The following is a 17,297-nucleotide window of genomic DNA, read 5'->3' as shown; positions in this document are numbered from 1 at the left end:
TGGCATTTTTTATGCTAGGTGCGGTCTTTATGCTAAGTACTGCGCGGCGCAAACATAATAATTGCCATGCCTAATAGCGCAACCGCAGAACCTACTATATCCCACGTGGTCGGCCTGATACCATTCACCGTCCACAACCATAAAATAGCCATCGAAATATACACGCCGCCATAAGCCGCATAGACTCTACCAGCTGCGGCAGGATGTAAAGACAACAGCCAAACGAAAGCGACCAAGCTTAGTACGCCAGGGACAAGCAGCCAAATAGACTTACCTTCTCGCAGCCATAGATAAGGCAAATAGCAGCCCGCAATCTCTGCTAATGCGGTCAGTGCAAACAGTCCAACGGTTTTTAATTCAGTCAACCCTATGACTCCTCGATCGTGATAAAACCTGTCATATACTGAACGGCATGACCAGAGATAATTACTCTATCGCCAGCGACCACACAGTCTAGAACCCCGCCGCGACGTGATGCTTGATAAGCGACCAAGTTATTTTTACCCAAACGCTCAGCCCATAAAGGTGCAAGACCAGTATGCACTGAGCCAGTTACTGGGTCTTCACCGCCACCATTATTTGACCAAAAATATCGTGATATAAAATCATAATGATTATAAGCGTCCGATTCAGCCTGACAAGTCACCACCACATTTAATGGTAACAACTCTTTTAATTTCTCATTATCACACTCTACATTGAATACGTCAGACTCAGATTCACAAACGACAAAATAGGCTTTCTCATTGCGGTAAACCTCAATGGGTACAATAGACACCCCCCCTAACAAACTATCCGGAATATCATAAACTTTTTCAGGCTTTGTGTTTGGAAAATCCATTTGAATTTTACCAGAGTCCGTTTTTACGATTGTCAAAATACCAACGGCTTTGGCTGAAAATTTGATGGCTGTTAAAGTATGGTTTTTGTTGAATAAAACAAAAGCTGATGCCAATGTACCATGCCCGCAAAAAGCAATCTCAGTGAAGGGTGAAAACCAGCGAATATGATAAATATTTTTATCATCAGAGACGATAAACCCTGTCTCAGATAAGTTATTCTCAAAAGCGATAGACTGCATCAAATCATCAGTGAGCCAGTTATCAGTGATAACAACTGCCGCTGAATTTCCTTTAAAAACGGTATCCGTAAAAGCATCAACGACATTTATTTCTAGCTGCATTTTATGTTCTCGCTTCATTTTTATAGATCTATGGTTTCATAGCTTTATGAATTTTATGGTGTTACTGGCAATATCAATCAACAATAAATAGCTTAGCGCCTATCTTCGTTGACGAACGATGTGCAATCGTATTGTCCGCCACTTGATAAGTCATGCCCGCTGTTAAGGTGAAAGTACGACCGTCTTTTAGTTCGGTGTTCAGCTCGCCCTCAACACAGAATAAAATATGTCCTTTATCGCACCAGTGATCGGCAAGGTAGCCTGCGGAGTACTCAACCATATGCACATTGATATTGTTAAATTCGCAAGTCTTCCAATACCCCGTGCCCGTTTCACCTTTGTTTTCTACCGCTTCTACTGTCGTCCAATCGGTAATAGCAAAAGGTATATTTTTCATTTCCATAACGTCATCTCCCTGATTCCCTTGTTCATTCATTTATCATAAAATCTTTGCTTACTATATCTCAAATCCAGCGCCGCACTTTATTTAGATAATCTTGATAAGTTTTGCCGAATTTCTGTGCCATCATCCGCTCTTCTGGCTGGATTTGAAAGCGCGTCATGTAAAGTATAAAAATAGGCAATAATACAAACGCTAGAAAGTGAGAAAGATAGAACGCCCAGCCTAATAGTATAAGCACCAGACCCACATACATCGGATTGCGGCTATACTGATATACGCCGCTGGTCACTAAACTAGAGACCTTCTCTAACGCTTGCGGATTGGGCGTGGTCTGAGCTATTCTAAATTGAGTCACACCCATGATACCTAAGCTCAGACCCATCAGGCCCAAAGCCACTGCCAGTACAGTTGAGCCGTTGAGTGAGAACGTCAAAGCAGGAACCATTTTAGAGACGCCATACATAGCAGCGGCGGTAATAATCACTTGGGCGACTGGAGGGACTTTAAGTGCTAGAGCGTTCATGATTAGACCTCATAGAGCGTCAAATAAAAAACCTCAACAGTGAGTGCTCATTATACCTGCTCACTATTTTCGTTTTAATTTTTACTTTTAGCCCTTTACTATTTAAACCGTAAAAAAAACAATTGTTTTCACCTTTTAGATGTCGCTATCCTTTATTTTTATTCTTTGCTCGCTAACCATATCACTGTATTTATACGGTTAACTGGGATTGTTATTTATCAAAATAACGCCATTTATGTAAAGTAAAAACATATATAAAAATATAATACCTCATAGAGTATTATGTCTTAAAGTTGTATTTAAATTTAAATGAGGAAACTGGCATCATGATGCGTATCGGATTGTTCTTATTAACCAACTTAGCGGTGATTGTGGTATTTAGCATCGTGTTTGGTATTTTATCCAGATTTTTTGGAATTGGTGGCGTACATGGTGCAGGCGGGCTAAATTACACTAGCCTTGCCATTATGTGCGGCGTATACGGCATGGTTGGTTCGATGGTATCACTATTTATCTCGAAATGGATGGCCAAAAGATCAACGGGGACGGTGGTTATTGAAACGCCAAGCAATGCCACTGAAAAATGGCTGGTAGATACGGTGGCTAGACAAGCGCGAGCGGTAAATATTGGCATGCCAGAAGTAGGAATTTTTAATAATTCTCAGCCAAACGCGTTTGCCACAGGCTGGAATAAAAACAAAGCGTTAGTCGCTGTTTCATCTGGCTTACTGCAAAGCATGACACCCGATGAAGTAGAAGCGGTATTGGCGCATGAAATTGGTCACGTGGCAAACGGTGATATGGTCACGCTGGCGCTCATCCAAGGGGTGGTAAACGCCTTTGTGATGTTCTTTGCTCGTATTATTGGTAGCTTCGTCGATCGGACGGTGTTTAAAAACACCAGTGATAGCCCAGGTATTGGTTACTTTATCACGAGTATTGTGATGGATATTTTACTTGGATTTTTGGCGTCTGCCATCGTAATGTGGTTCTCGCGTCTACGCGAATTCCGTGCGGATCAGATGGGTGCAAAGCTCGCCAGCCGCGAAAAAATGATTAGTGCGCTTGATGCTTTACGTCCTTCTGAGCAGCGTCCAGATCAAATGCCTGAGAGCATGAAAGCGTTTGCTATTTCATCAGGACAATCTACAGGCTTTAGTATCGCGAACCTCTTTCGCTCACATCCGACGCTTGATGACCGTATTGCGGCGTTGAGAAATTATAACCCTAGTGAGGGGTGATAGAAAACTCTGGAAATGCTAAGGGCATAATTTGTAGATTGAATTGACCGTCTATGGATTATGCCTTAGTATCGGTCAACACAATAAAAATTACCGTTTAGAAAATATAGATATTATTTAGCTGAGAAAATTAAGTAATGCGTAGAATTCAATTTCTTAGATACTTAAATTAGTTCTAACTAATCTTTATTATACATGCTAACTCCAATCAACTCTAATTGTACTGTCTATCTTATTTTTATATTTTGGCTCAATGTAGATAGGTAAATACTCTTCTCCTATCTCTTTAGCGATAGCATATCTATGATGTCCACCTTGTAATATGATTCCATTTTCAATATGAGGCTTTAATATAGGTGGAGATATAGGTCTTTGTTCAGATAAATAGACAATTAAATATGCCAAGCTACTTTTACACCCTACCTTCCAAAGCTCACCTTCATCCCTACGGCTAAAATGACATAGTTTTTTATCAAGGGCATCTAACTTAACTTTCCCTAATATAAAACCTTTTGGATAATGAGTTCTAAAACTTAATTCATTTTCACCATCTAAAGAAAAGCGCTGACCCTCTTTTGATATATCCCAGTTAAATGTAATGGGCGGCCAAAGTGAAGAATCTGTATCGATATACTGATTTGCCTGACTTGATAATTTTAAACGTAGTATTTTATTGGCACGATAGCTTTCTAAAGTTTCGCCTGAGTTATCGGCAAGAATCTGATCCATAATCCCATCCATATCCATCCTATTTTTTTCCTTATCAAACTTAGCGACGTAGGATGCGCCCAGCGCACCGATAAAACTTGCTCAAACCACGATAGATAGTAGCAAGAACGCAATGTCACCGCTAGCCCTGACTGTAGCGGCTATCCTGCCATAACTGCTAGGTTGAAAAGGCTTGGCGGGTCAGGGTGTCGCGATAGCAGCAACCTGTCCTGCCAATAGCCGCTGCCTTAGCAGAAATGGCAGATAATAGCGGATGGCAGGATTAGCTCCCCTACCTACTCGTAAATTTAACGTAAAAACTCAGACATAAAAAAAGCCTATCTATAAAAGATAGGCTTTTCTAAATCAAACTTATTATTTAAATATCAAACGCTAACGCTCTGTCACCTTCGCTATCTTTGATACGCGTTGGCAAACCAATCTTATTCAGCAGATTGATAAATGGCTTGGCATCCAGCTCTTCGACATTGACCATCTTGCCAGCATCCCACTCACCAGTTGCGACCAGAATCGCCGCAGCGACGGGTGGTACGCCTGCGGTATAAGAAATACCTTGGCTACCGACTTCGTTATAAGCGTCTTTATGATCTGAGATATTGTAAATAAATACCTCGCTATCGACGCCGTTGATTTTGCCTTTGACTTTATCACCGATGCAGGTCTTGCCTGTGTAGTTCGGTGCAAGAGAGCTTGGGTCTGGCAGAACCGCTTTGACCACTTTTAACGGAATTACTTCCTGCCCTTCAGCAGTCATCACCGGCTGCTCAGAGAGTAGACCCAAACTTTGTAGCACAGTGAATACATTAATATAATGCTCACCAAAGCCCATCCAAAAACGAATATTTGGTACGTCTAAATTGGCGGATAACGAATGCACTTCATCATGGCCACTTAAGTAACTGTTTTGCACGCCAACCACTGGTAAATCGTCAGTACGCTTCACTTCGAACATTTTATTAGACTGCCACTTGCTGTCTTGCCAAGAGTAAACCGTACCGGTAAATTCACGGAAGTTAATCTCAGGATCGAAGTTAGTAGCGAAGTATTTACCGTGGCTACCAGCATTGATATCAATGATATCAATATCCGTCACCGAACCTGCATCCATCATGTCATAGCCAAGACGCGCATAGGCGTTGACCATCCCGGGGTCAAATCCTGCCCCTAAAATCGCCGTGACATTATTGTCCGCACAGCGCTGTTTGCGCTGCCATTCGTAATTGTCATACCATGGCGGCGTCTCGCAAATCTTGCGTGGATCTTCGTGAATGGCGGTATCGATATAAGCAACACCTGTCTCGATACAAGCTTCCAATACCGTCATATTGATAAATGCCGAGCCGACATTGATGACGATTTGGATACCCGACTCTTGAATCAGCTGTATCAGCGCCTGAGTATCCATAGCATCCACTTGGTGCGTATGCAATACCGCAGGCTGCTTGAAGCTATTCTTATCTTTCACGCTTTGGGCGATGGCATCACATTTATCTTGCGTGCGCGAGGCAATATGAATCTCGCCAAGGATGTCGTTATGCATCGCACATTTATGCGCGACCACTTGAGCGACACCACCGGCTCCGATGATGAGTACGTCTTTTTTGCTAGATTTGGCTTGTTGGTTTGTGTTCAATGAACAATCCTCCTTTGTGTCTCTGTCGATACCATCGATAGTGGCGAGTCAAAACAGAAACGAGTGAATGATATGCGTGAATTAAAAAGGAAGACCGAGGAAAACCCACGCACCCGTCGGGCAAAGCACCATTTGATTGTTGGCTTTTGCCCGTGGCGATTATAACAATTTTTATGAAGTCATCGGTAAAAATAATGTATAAAAAACAGACGAGTTAAAGTCATCTAAAAACGAACTTAAGTCTTTGTTTTCTAAAATTTAAATAAATTTATCGACACAATTAAATCAAGATAAGCTGGCTTTGTAATCTTGATAATCAAATTCGCGCTGCACATCTATACTGCCATCTAGACGACGAATCACAATCGCCGGCATATTAACACCATTGAACCAGTTCTTTTTCACCATGGTATAACCTGCGGCATTACCAAAGGTCACGGTATCACCTATTTTTAGGTTATTTGGCAAGGCATACTCACCAAAGATATCGCCTGCTAAACAAGAACGACCATAAATAATCGTATTATCAGCTGATTCAGTATTTTCGCTTATGGGTGCAATATTGGTCGGGTCGATATCAAGAGAGGCAATATTCATTAAATCACTATTCACAGCCGCTATCGGCGCTGACTCACGGTAAATTAACAAATCAAGCATGTGCGCTTCAATGGATGAATCTACTACAGCGAGATTTTTTTCATTGTGCATAGTATCTAAGACGGTCGTGACCAATGACCCAGCACCATGGATACTTGCCTCACCCGGTTCAAGATAAACTTGCACCCCATATTTTTCGCTAAAGCCTTTTAACCTGTCAGCCAGTTTTTCTAGTGGATAATCAGGCGCGATAAAATGAATGCCACCGCCCAAACTCACCCACTCAAGCTGCGCTAAAACATCACCAAATCTGTCTTCGATATCTGCCAAGCTGACACTAAAGGCTTCAAAGCTGTCATTTTCGCAGTTGTTATGAATCATTACCCCAGTAATGTCATCAAGTACCGCGGCAATCTTGTTTTTATCATGTTCACCCAAACGACTAAAAGGACGCGCAGGATCAGCGATGATAAACGATGAATTACTGGTCTTTGGGTTTAAGCGCAGTCCCACTGGTATATTTTTTGCCGCTACTTGACCTTTAAAAGCATTTAACTGTGAGATAGAGTTAAAGATAATTTTATCAGCATAGCTCAATACTTCATCGATCTCATCAGCACTATAGGCGACGCTGTAAGCATGAGTTTCTTTTTTATTATCACTTTCTTTACCTTTACCAAAAGTCTCGTAGCCAAGTCTAACTTCATTGAGTGACGATGACGTTGTGCCGTGCAAATAAGGCTGCATCACATCAAACACGCCCCAAGTTGCAAAGCATTTGAGCGCGAGCAAGGCCTTTGCGCCTGATAGCTCGCACAGCCGCGAGATAATCTGCATATTGGCAACGATTGCCGCTTCATCGAGCAAATAATAAGGCGTGGGAGGTAGAGGTGATTGGGTGGTGTTTAGCGAAGTTTTTGCATTCATAAGAGGTTACCTAATAGCTGCTGTTGGCATCATGACAGACATAAATATTTGCGCTATAGTAGACTAAATTCATCATAATTAGAATATCTTATGTCACTATCAACCGATTATTCCACTGCTACTAGCCAAGCTTATTCATCGCAGCTCGACCCAAAAAACATTCATTTAGAACATCTTAATGCTAATGCGCGTACAGTACTGGAGTTTTGGTTCGACAAAGACAATGAGCAATATTGGTTTGCGCAAAATGATGCTTTTGATAAGCAGATAAAGGATAAATTCGGTGACATCTGGCATGCGGCAAAACAAGGTGAATGCATGACATGGCGTATCGCCAACGCACCAACCGATAGCAACAGCTCCATCACGGCGTTGGCAGGCAGACTCGCAGAAATTATTGTCTTAGATCAGTTTTCGCGTAATTTGTGCCGCGGGCAAGCAGGCGCTTTTGCACAAGATAGTATGGCTATCGCATTGGCACAAGAGGCTATTGGACAACCACACTTTGATACATTACCGACTGAATGGCGCAAGTTTATCATCATGCCATTTATGCACTCTGAATCATTGATGATCCATAAGCGCTACTTACCATTGTTTGAAAAATTACATGATGACAATACGCTGGATTTCGAAAATCGTCATAAAGATATCATTGAGCAATTCGGTCGCTATCCGCATCGCAATGACATTTTAGATCGTGAGTCAACGGATGAAGAAGAAGCCTTCTTGCAACAACCGAACTCGTCGTTTTAGCGCTTATATATTTATATGATTGATTGTAATATGGTTTATTGCAATATGATTTATTCTAATATAGTTACTTCAACTCAAAAGAAGTGTGAATTGCAAGGCAACCAAGTATAGGCATATATATATTTCAAGCGAGATGAACGCTGAAATTTTTTATAGTGCAATGGATTGACTATAATAATCAAGCAAGGGCTGAATCAGATAACTGGTTCAGCCCTTGCTCGATTTTACTTACTCTTTAGATACTTTCGTTCAGATTGGTGCTTTTATTCAGCTTGAGGACACGCCCTAGTTCACTTAATTATTAGTTCACTATCCCTGTCGTAAAGGTAAAGCTCTCACGCTCGATAGTTTTATTATCCACTAAAATATCAAAGCTGACACGGTAGTCACTGTTGCCATGTAAACCACAGTTTTTGCCTTTTTTACTGGCAATCTGGCAGCTTTTTAAATTATCAGTGATTGGTAATATAAAAGCCTCGTTTTCTGGTAGTGCATTTGCCGTATTTTTATAGGGATCTTGGCGATAGTCTAGCAGCTCAATCGGTAAATTGATATTTCGCTTGATATCATGGAATGTCACATTGCTGATATCAATCGTTTGAGCAGATGGCACATTGATATAAATAGGTTGTCCGATAGGATCCACTCGCAAGTCACGCCCTGTATGCTTGACAGGATCTGGCGTCTCATTATATAGTGCGGTTACTGTATCCGTCACGCCTTCACATGGATAAGTGAATACGCCTTTAACCGTATTATCTTTAGTCGCTTGGGTCGCTGCTGCATGGTTGACCAATACATAACCTTGGTTATTCGCCGCCTCTTTATTGTATGGCTTATAGATAACCACGCCAGTACCCGTCACGCTTGCACTAGGCATCATTAATGAACGCAAATGGTAAGGTGCTGCCAGCAAGGACTTTGCCATCGAGCCTGCCACAACATCTGAGCGAATAAGATTGCCTGCTGAACTATAGTAGATAGATTGGGCAATATTCTCAGTCACACCATATCGTACATTTGGATAGTCTGCATTTGATAAGCGATCGGTAAAACTTAACCCACCAAAAAATGGATTATTGCTACTGGTAACGCCCGAAATATCTGCAATCTTATTTTCGTAATGCGCGCTGAATGCGGTCGGTGAGCTATTGGCAAAGACGTATTTAATATAATTTGCATGTTTAATGGCAACATCATCAAGCGCGGTATCAACAGATAAGCCGCTCAGACCACAGCTGGCACGCGCCAAACTGAACTTATTGTTGGCAATTAATGCAGCCTTTACCTCATTAGTAGCAGTAGTGCTATCAGGTTGATCGTCAACATTATCGCTTGAATTGTCACTTGTATTATCATTGGGCTGAGCATTTGGCTCGATAGCAGGTGGGTTCGGACTTGGCGCACTGGTATTAGAGCTGCTATCAGAGCCACCACCACAAGCCGTTAGAAACACTGTCAAAAAAAGCACTGCAGCAAGATTTTTCTGTGGCGTACTGATTGGTAGTGTACTGAGCGTCATTTTTTATCCTATAGAATAGTAGCGCGTATATAAGTCAATAAATGCCAGCGTTAAGTATGCGGACACAAGCTGCTAATATTACAGTATTGAATTTACTTGTAATTGCATTGTAATACAGTCCAAAAATTTTTACTTGGTGTTTGTTGAAGACTGATACGTTCATTATAGACTGTCTTATTTTTAGTCATGACTATGTCCGCTTAGGCTATTTTAAAGAAGCATGCTCAGCTTAACATGTATTGTTAAGTGGCTTTCTCTAATGACTTTCTCACTGGTGCAAAACTACGTCTATGCGCAGATAATACGCCGTATTTTTCGATTGCCTCCATGTGTGCGCGTGTTGGATAGCCTTTATGTTTGGCGATACCATATTCTGGATGCTCAGCATCAAGCGCATACATGGCTTTGTCACGGCTGACTTTAGCCAATATACTTGCCGCTGCAATGCTGGTATGACGCGCATCGCCCTTTACCCATGCTTGGCAATCGATAGTCGATTTTTCTATACCCAGTTCAGCGAGCATTGACTCATTTAATTCAGGGCAGCGATTACCATCGAACAAAACTTCGACCTGCCTCATAGAGTTGACAAGAGGATGAGCAATGGCTTTTAACAACACTTCGGTACATAAGCGCATACCGAGCATCGTCGCTTGCAAGATATTGACTTGATCGATGACCGCTGCTGGGATCTCGGCGACAACATAACCAATAGCATGCTGCTGAACCAATGGATAAAGTCGGTCACGCTTCTTTTCACTCAGCTGCTTGGAGTCGATCAAGATAGATAATGGCGTGTCCTTTAATGGCTGCATCTCAATCAATCCTGACCAAGTTTTAGGCAATATCGCAGCAGCCACATTGACGCTACCGAGCAACGGCCCACGTCCTGCTTCATCAACGCCCATTTGTAGCGTTGACTGCTGTAAGCCTTGCTCTACCTTGATCGGATACTGAGCAAGTAGCTCATCAATATCTACCTCACCCGATAAACAAATAGGCTCAACCAGCTGTAGATATTGACCTTTGATATCAATTTGCTCAATACTTACTTCGATCGGGGTGACAGAGTTGTGGGTTTGGTACTGGTTACTCATAGGGGCGCGGTATCTTTGTTATTAGGTATCTTTGTAATTAATAGAAGAAGAAATGATCGCAATCAATAATGGCTTAAATCCGATGTTTCTCTTGGATAAACCATTGCTCAATCACACTATTAGCAGGATCATGATTACTCTGCTGTTGTAATAAGTACTTTGTGGCGACGAGATCTTTTAATTGCTCAGCATAGGCACGCGGTTGCAATAGCCGCATGACCGTACGACAGATATTGTCACCACTCGCCTGCTCTTGGATCAGCTCAGGAACGATTGCAGTATTAGCCAAAATATTGGGCAGCGCCACATAAGGCACTTTGACCAAGCGTTTGGCAATCTGATAGGTGAGCTTATTTAATTGATAAACTACCACCATCGGTCGCTCTAACAGCATCGCCTCTAGGGTTGCAGTACCAGATGCCAGCATCACAATATCTGAGGCTGCCATCGCTTGTTGACTAAAGGCTGGTTGGCTATCATCATAGACCACAACGATGGCAGCACGCAGTTGCTCTGAGCGCTGATCAATAACATCTTGGACGATATATTGGTGATTCTGGTCGACGGTCGGAATGATAAAGCACAGCTTGGGGTCAAGCAATATCAACTTTTGAATACCATCTAACATCAATGGCAAAATAGCCGTGATTTCACCGCGCCGAGAGCCTGGCATTACACAAATAAGCTGGCTGACATCGTCAAATCGTTCAATAAAAAACTGCTGCAAGCCATCGTTGTGCCAAACCAGCTCACTACGGCGCTGATTGATCGGTGTCTCTAATAATGTTTGATCGATCGTACGCAACAGCGGATGACCAACGCATATTGCTGGATGATTATGACGCTCATAAACGGACAGCTCAAAGGGGAACAAACACAACACAAGGTCGGTCGCTGCTTTAATATTATGAATACGTGACTCACGCCATGCCCAAATAGAAGGGCTGACATACTGCACGCAGAATACGCCTTGCGGTTTTAACTTTTTAGCCACTCTAAGATTAAAATCAGGCGCATCAATGCCAATAAACCAATCAATATCAGCGGCTTTAAATGCGCTCAGTAATTCACGGCGAGCTTTAAGCAGGTCAGGTAATTGCGCCATGACTTCTACCAAACCCATTACTGCCAAACGCTCTAACGGAAAAATGCTGTGCAGCCCTTGCGCTTGCATCTTTGTACCACCGACGCCGACCCACACAATATCACCACGTAGATTATTCATCTGCTGCATGAAGTCTGCGCCCAAGCTATCCCCTGACACCTCACCTGCGACGATACCGATGACCAATGGCACAGTCTGTAATTCAGCACTTCGAATTTCAGTCTCTGTTTGGTCTATAAGGTTATGATATTGATCAGGCGTAGCAGAATCTGTCATGACAAGCTCTCGATATTAAAAAATACAATAAATGCATATAAAATAAATGAATGATTATTATAAAATACGACGCATAAAATCTGTGCGAAAGCTCTGTGATACCTAAGCATTCGCCATACTCACTATTTTATCGTCATACCTTTTATGTTGTCATCATACGTGACGATGATACAAATAGCTAAATTAGCTGATAAAAGCCAGAAATGACCACTTAACGGGTTAATTCGTTTTTCTATACGGACAGATAAATTGAGTAACAATCTTGCTTGTTGAAGCGCTCATATACGATTGGCGCTGAACAAGTATAACTAAGTTTTGGTTTCCTCATTCCAGTTATCAGTCAATTAACTGCGCGACTGCCCTTGTCAACCAACAATTTTGTCCGCATAATGAAACTCCCTATAAATCAGCTAGACGATATATAACCATGACAACATCAGTTACCCATAATGCAGATATTGACGACGTGAATATTGAAAAGTTCATTCCTTTGATCACTCCCGCTGAGCTAAAAACTGAGCTACCTTTATCAGATGCAGCCTATAAAACCGTATTAAACGGTCGTAATACTATCCAAAACATCTTGGACGGTAAAGATAAGCGCCTCTTTGTGGTCATCGGCCCCTGCTCTATTCATGATATCAAAGCCGCTCACGAATATGCCGATCGTTTGGCCATATTAGCAAAAGAAATCGAAGATAGCGTGTTTGTGGTGATGCGCGTATATTTTGAAAAGCCGCGCACAACCGTTGGCTGGAAAGGCATGATTAATGACCCTGATATGAATGACAGCTTCGACATTGAAAAAGGTCTGCGTACTGCCCGTAAGCTACTGCTCGATTTGAATGAAAAAGGTCTTCCTTGCGCCACCGAAGCATTAGACCCGAATACCCCGCAGTACATGCAGGATTTGATCAGCTGGTCAGCGATTGGCGCACGTACCACTGAGAGCCAAACGCATCGTGAAATGAGTTCAGGCTTATCGTGCCCAGTAGGCTTTAAAAATGGAACAGATGGCGGCATGACAGTCGCTGTTAACGCAATGCAAGCCGTAAAAGAAGGTCATAGCTTCTTGGGTTTATCTGCAGATGGTAAAGTCTCAATCATCAAGTCTAAAGGCAACCCTTACGCGCATGTGGTACTTCGCGGTGGTAACGGCAAGCCCAACTATGACGAGACTGCGGTTGCGCAAGTGGAAAACGAGCTGGCAAAAGGCAAAACCAATAGCAAGATTATGATTGACTCAAGCCATGCCAACTCAGGTAAAGACCCATATCTACAGCCGATGGTTATCCAAAACGTTGCAGAGCAAATTCAAAACGGCAATAAATCTATCATTGGTATGATGATTGAGAGTCATCTAAAGGGCGGCAATCAAAAACTGACGGCTGACTTAAGCCAGCTCGAATATGGCAAGTCTATCACTGACGGTTGCTTAGATTGGGATAGTACGGTCACTGCCCTGTATAATCTACGTGATATGGTCAAAGACGTTTTGCCGAATCGTTAATTTTTAATAACGATTGCCCATAAACACAGATTATTAAGTTTTTTAAGCATTATTAAGCGTTTAATAAAAAAGCCCGTCCGATATTATTATCGGACGGGCTTTTTCTTATAAAATAATTTAGTTTATTGTTATAGAGTCATTGAATTTACCCTACTCGCTCGCTGATCCTAAAACACTGTTTAGACTTTCAAGTACGTGCTTAGAAGAAGCTTGCTTTTGCAACTCAATCAACCGCTCATGCGCCATTTGACGACGTGGCTCCGCCAAGGTATTCCAACGCGCTAGCACTTGCAATAAGCGCGACGCCAAAACAGGATTGGCATCATCCAACTTTTTAATCACACCAATATAAAGCTCCAACCCTTCTGCCGTCCATAAAGCCGTTGGCTGCGAGGTAAAGGCGCTGACCACTGAGCGTACACGATTGGGCGTATTCCAATCAAAATCTGCGTGAGCGATCAAGGATTGGATAGTATCAGCGGTCACAGTATCAGCAGACGCTTGCACACTAAACCATAAATCGATGACCAAATCATTATTTTGGAAGCGATTATAAAAGTCCGCCAAATACTCATCAGCATTTAGCAGTTGATGATTGACCATCGCTTTCAACGCGCCGAAACGCTCCGTCATACAGCTTGCATCATCATACTGCTGCTGCGCCCATTCACCTGCGCCATCGACATTCGCGGTCAGCGCCATATCGAGCACCACATTACGCAAGGCACGGATGCCACGAGCCTCGGCACTATCTTCATAAGACTGCATAGGTAGCTGCTCATAAAGCTCAGCCCATTGATCTTTTAGCGCCTCTGCAAGCTGCTGATACAAGTCGTCGCGCTGCGCTTTCACCAATGCTGGATCGTAATCTTTATGAATAGCAGACGCCAGCTCTTGCGCTGATGGAATATCAAGCAAGCGGGCAGCCAACATCGCATCTTCAGCCGCGAGCACAGGCAATGTCTGCGCTAGTGCTTGCAGATAGATATCAGGACTGCTCTTCTCGCCTTGACCTTGCAGCAAGATACGATTGACCAGCATCTGCGTCACTTGCCAGCGGTTAAAACCATTAGTTTCATGTTTAAGCAAAAATGCCAAATCTGCATCTTGATAATCATAATTGAGCTGTACTGGCGCACTAAAATCACGTAGCAAGGATACAACAGGCTCACGCGCTATATGTTCGAAGGTAAAGGTTTGCGTGGCTTGATCGAGTAGCAGCATACGCTCAGCCACAATGTCACCACTGTCTTTATCAAATAGCGCCGTCGCGACCGGAATAGGCAAAGGTTTTGGCGCAGCAAAGCCACTGACATGACGGGTTTGCTGATTTAACGTAATCGTCAGTGTCTGCGCTGCATGGTCATAATATTGATGACCAGACACCATTGGTGTGCCTGGCTGACGATACCAGTCGATAAAGCTTTCAATCTTGCTATCCGTGATGCTAAGCGCAGATAAAAAGTCCTCAACCGTGACTGCTTGCCCATCATAACGACGGAAATACTCATCCGTGCCTTTACGAAAATTCTCGGCTCCTAACGTATTAGCAATCATGCGTACGATTTCAGCGCCTTTCTCATAAACAGTCGTCGTATAAAAATTATTAATCTCGACAAAACTCTCAGGGCGTACTGGGTGTGCCAATGGGCCTGCATCCTCAGAAAACTGATGAGCACGTAATGTCGCCACATCATCGATACGCTGTACTGCACCCGACTGCTGATCCGCTGAGAATGATTGATCGCGGTAAACAGTAAAGCCTTCTTTTAAGCACAATTGAAACCAATCACGGCAAGTGATGCGATTGCCTGTCCAGTTATGAAAATACTCATGGGCAATGATGGCTTTCACACTAAAGCTACGCGCATCCGTTGTCGTCTCAGGACTGGATAACACACAAGCGGTGTTAAAAATATTTAGACCCTTGTTTTCCATTGCGCCCATATTAAATTGACTCACGGCAACAATCATATAGCGATCTAAATCGTAGGCGCGACCATAATTGACCTCATCCCATTTCATCGAATCTTTCAACGCTTGCATACCGACATCACATTTATCGATGTCAGCGGACTTTGCGTATATTTCCAGCAACACCTCACGACCTTCGCTGGTGGTATAAGAATCCGTTAATACGTCTAAATCAGCGACAACGCAGGCAAATAGATAGCTTGGCTTATTGGTTGGATCATGCCATATCGCATAGTGACGGTCTGGGGCATCTGCCACTTCACCCGCTTCGACCAAGTTACCATTGGCCAATAGTGTTGGATAACGCTTATCCGCCTCAAGACGCGTGGTAAATATCGCTAGCACATCGGGGCGGTCTGGATAAAAGGTGATTTTACGAAAGCCTTCGGGCTCACACTGAGTGACAAACATCGTCTCATCACCACTGCCTGCCATATAGAACCCTTCAAGTGCGGTATTCGTCTGCGGACAGATGCGTACTTGAATCTCTAAAACAAGCTCATCAGGTGCATTATTAATAGTCAACGTACCTGCTTGTTGTTGATAATCCTCAGCCATCAATGGCTTACCATTCATCGTAATGGCGATCAGCTCCAACTCCTCACCGAATAATACGAGATCTCCTGCTGTTTGACGTACCATCTTCAGTGTGCTGTCTACCTGTGCATGATTTTCGAACAGTTTAATATCTAAATCAACCGTTTCCACATCAAAGCTAGGTTTCTGGTAATCTTTTAAATTAATTTTACTTGGTGCATGCGGTGGCACATCTGGCATATCAGGATTAATGATTTGAGCATCAGTTTCAGCAATAGACATGGGTATTCCTATTATTATTTGTGGCAAAAAATATATACGGTAAAAAGCGGGATAATTTAGGTTAAGGCAGGTCATCAATTAGCATAATCTTATGACCATTAACATGATAATGGTATCTTGCTACATTGACCTAAACTGCCAAATTTCAAGAGCATACCCCAATTTTATTATGTTCATCGTCCATGACACTTATCAAAATGCGATGGTAATGAGAGAGTCGATATATCAAAAGATTGGGAGAGTCGACATATTAAAAGAGCGGCATAATCAGCATCAATCACCCATTGGATAATCGCGATTAAAATGATTTAATAGAGTCACTGATGACCAACACTCGATAAACGGCCTATTATATGATAAAGCAAACTGCCAGTCGCTCAGACATTACCTTACCATTACTGATAGATTACGTTGAGGCTCTTTTGCCCTCACTAACCATACAAGCGAACGCATCCACAACGACTGAATCTACTGATAATGACACTGAGTTGCTGTGGGTCGTCCCAGACCAAAATGCTCGGTTAGCATTAGAGACACTGCTAAAAAATACCCGCTCACTACAAATATCGACATTATTAGAGCTCAATCAACGACAATTGCCTGAACGTTATGAGCTCGCCTGTTTTTGGTTACCCGCACTCTCACCAGAGTTGCTGCAGCAGTATATTCCGCTGCTCATGCGCTATCGAGATCTTTATGCGGCACACCTGCTCATCGCCCTTGATGACACCCTAGATCTAAAAGCTTATGGCTTTACCCCATTTGATATCTTGAATGAGCCATCTTTAGAGATGAATAACACTGACCAAACAGAGCAGCCTTTATCTGCAAAGTCATCAGCGTCCGCTAGACTTTGGCAGTTCAATTTATATGATTATAAACAGTTGCCAAATTGGTTAAATGCGGATTATTGGGCCAATCCTGAAAATTGGGGCAAACACCGCTGGTAATAGATCTCATATCTATCTGTAAATTCTAGCATTATTTACAGTAATACTACTT

The 17,297-nt window shown here is 42.7% G+C and carries 15 protein-coding genes; 4 read left to right on the top strand and 11 right to left on the bottom strand.

What is annotated here, in order from left to right:
• Positions 1-32: 32 nt before the first annotated feature.
• From ACI2JM_RS04585 to ACI2JM_RS04570, 4 genes are all read right to left on the bottom strand, one after another.
• Positions 33-365, bottom strand: coding sequence for a YnfA family protein (locus tag ACI2JM_RS04585; RefSeq protein ID WP_404642457.1), 333 nt, complete (start codon positions 363-365; stop codon positions 33-35).
• A 2-nt stretch (positions 366-367) separates the two neighbouring features.
• Positions 368-1,183 carry a PhzF family phenazine biosynthesis protein gene (locus ACI2JM_RS04580; RefSeq protein WP_404642644.1) on the bottom strand — a complete coding sequence of 272 codons (816 nt, stop codon included), beginning with the start codon at positions 1,181-1,183 and terminating at the stop codon, positions 368-370.
• Positions 1,184-1,256: 73 nt separating this feature from the next.
• Complete coding sequence (locus ACI2JM_RS04575; protein ID WP_055124934.1) at positions 1,257-1,586, bottom strand: DHCW motif cupin fold protein; 330 nt, start codon at positions 1,584-1,586, stop codon at positions 1,257-1,259.
• A gap of 61 nt (positions 1,587-1,647) precedes the next feature.
• A complete protein-coding gene (locus ACI2JM_RS04570; RefSeq protein WP_404642455.1) occupies positions 1,648-2,109 on the bottom strand; it encodes a methyltransferase family protein in 462 nt (153 codons plus the stop codon).
• 326 nt (positions 2,110-2,435) lie between these two features.
• Here ACI2JM_RS04570 and htpX point away from each other — a divergent pair, with 326 nt between their 5' ends.
• Complete coding sequence (htpX, locus tag ACI2JM_RS04565; protein ID WP_404642453.1) at positions 2,436-3,350, top strand: protease HtpX; 915 nt, start codon at positions 2,436-2,438, stop codon at positions 3,348-3,350.
• A 198-nt stretch (positions 3,351-3,548) separates the two neighbouring features.
• Here the strand turns inward: htpX and ACI2JM_RS04560 are convergent, their stop codons facing one another.
• The 3 genes from ACI2JM_RS04560 to ACI2JM_RS04550 form a co-directional block, all read right to left on the bottom strand.
• Complete coding sequence (locus ACI2JM_RS04560) at positions 3,549-4,097, bottom strand: hypothetical protein (protein ID WP_060491193.1); 549 nt, start codon at positions 4,095-4,097, stop codon at positions 3,549-3,551.
• 340 nt (positions 4,098-4,437) lie between these two features.
• Positions 4,438-5,712 (bottom strand): saccharopine dehydrogenase family protein, encoded by a 1,275-nt coding sequence (locus ACI2JM_RS04555; protein WP_055124939.1) that lies wholly within the window; start codon positions 5,710-5,712, stop codon positions 4,438-4,440.
• Positions 5,713-5,997: 285 nt separating this feature from the next.
• Positions 5,998-7,236: a carboxynorspermidine decarboxylase gene (locus ACI2JM_RS04550; protein WP_404642450.1), complete on the bottom strand. Its 1,239-nt coding sequence runs from the start codon at positions 7,234-7,236 to the stop codon at positions 5,998-6,000.
• Between the two features lie 90 nt (positions 7,237-7,326).
• Between ACI2JM_RS04550 and ACI2JM_RS04545 the strand changes: the two genes are divergently transcribed.
• Positions 7,327-7,992: a DUF924 family protein gene (locus tag ACI2JM_RS04545; RefSeq protein ID WP_404642448.1), complete on the top strand. Its 666-nt coding sequence runs from the start codon at positions 7,327-7,329 to the stop codon at positions 7,990-7,992.
• 301 nt (positions 7,993-8,293) lie between these two features.
• Here ACI2JM_RS04545 and ACI2JM_RS04540 read toward each other — a convergent pair whose 3' ends face one another.
• The 3 genes from ACI2JM_RS04540 to lpxB form a co-directional block, all read right to left on the bottom strand.
• Positions 8,294-9,514: a CAP domain-containing protein gene (locus tag ACI2JM_RS04540; protein WP_404642446.1), complete on the bottom strand. Its 1,221-nt coding sequence runs from the start codon at positions 9,512-9,514 to the stop codon at positions 8,294-8,296.
• Between the two features lie 242 nt (positions 9,515-9,756).
• The gene (locus ACI2JM_RS04535; protein WP_404642444.1) at positions 9,757-10,611 is read right to left on the bottom strand and encodes a ribonuclease HII; all 855 of its coding nucleotides are present in this window, start codon (positions 10,609-10,611) and stop codon (positions 9,757-9,759) included.
• A gap of 73 nt (positions 10,612-10,684) precedes the next feature.
• Positions 10,685-11,992, bottom strand: coding sequence for a lipid-A-disaccharide synthase (lpxB, locus tag ACI2JM_RS04530; RefSeq protein WP_404642442.1), 1,308 nt, complete (start codon positions 11,990-11,992; stop codon positions 10,685-10,687).
• A 427-nt stretch (positions 11,993-12,419) separates the two neighbouring features.
• Between lpxB and ACI2JM_RS04525 the strand changes: the two genes are divergently transcribed.
• A complete protein-coding gene (locus ACI2JM_RS04525; RefSeq protein WP_045446373.1) occupies positions 12,420-13,502 on the top strand; it encodes a 3-deoxy-7-phosphoheptulonate synthase in 1,083 nt (360 codons plus the stop codon).
• Between the two features lie 150 nt (positions 13,503-13,652).
• Here ACI2JM_RS04525 and pepN read toward each other — a convergent pair whose 3' ends face one another.
• The gene (gene pepN / locus ACI2JM_RS04520) at positions 13,653-16,253 is read right to left on the bottom strand and encodes an aminopeptidase N (protein ID WP_404642642.1); all 2,601 of its coding nucleotides are present in this window, start codon (positions 16,251-16,253) and stop codon (positions 13,653-13,655) included.
• Positions 16,254-16,648: 395 nt separating this feature from the next.
• Here pepN and ACI2JM_RS04515 point away from each other — a divergent pair, with 395 nt between their 5' ends.
• Positions 16,649-17,245, top strand: a complete 597-nt coding sequence (locus ACI2JM_RS04515) for a DUF6231 family protein (protein ID WP_404642440.1) — start codon at positions 16,649-16,651, stop codon at positions 17,243-17,245.
• The last annotated feature ends 52 nt before the right edge of the window (positions 17,246-17,297 follow it).

Origin of the sequence: Psychrobacter sp. NPDC064578, assembly GCF_044901245.1 — a bacterium.
GTDB lineage: Bacteria > Pseudomonadota > Gammaproteobacteria > Pseudomonadales > Moraxellaceae > Psychrobacter > Psychrobacter cibarius_C.
This window is presented reverse-complemented; position numbering and strand designations above follow the sequence as displayed.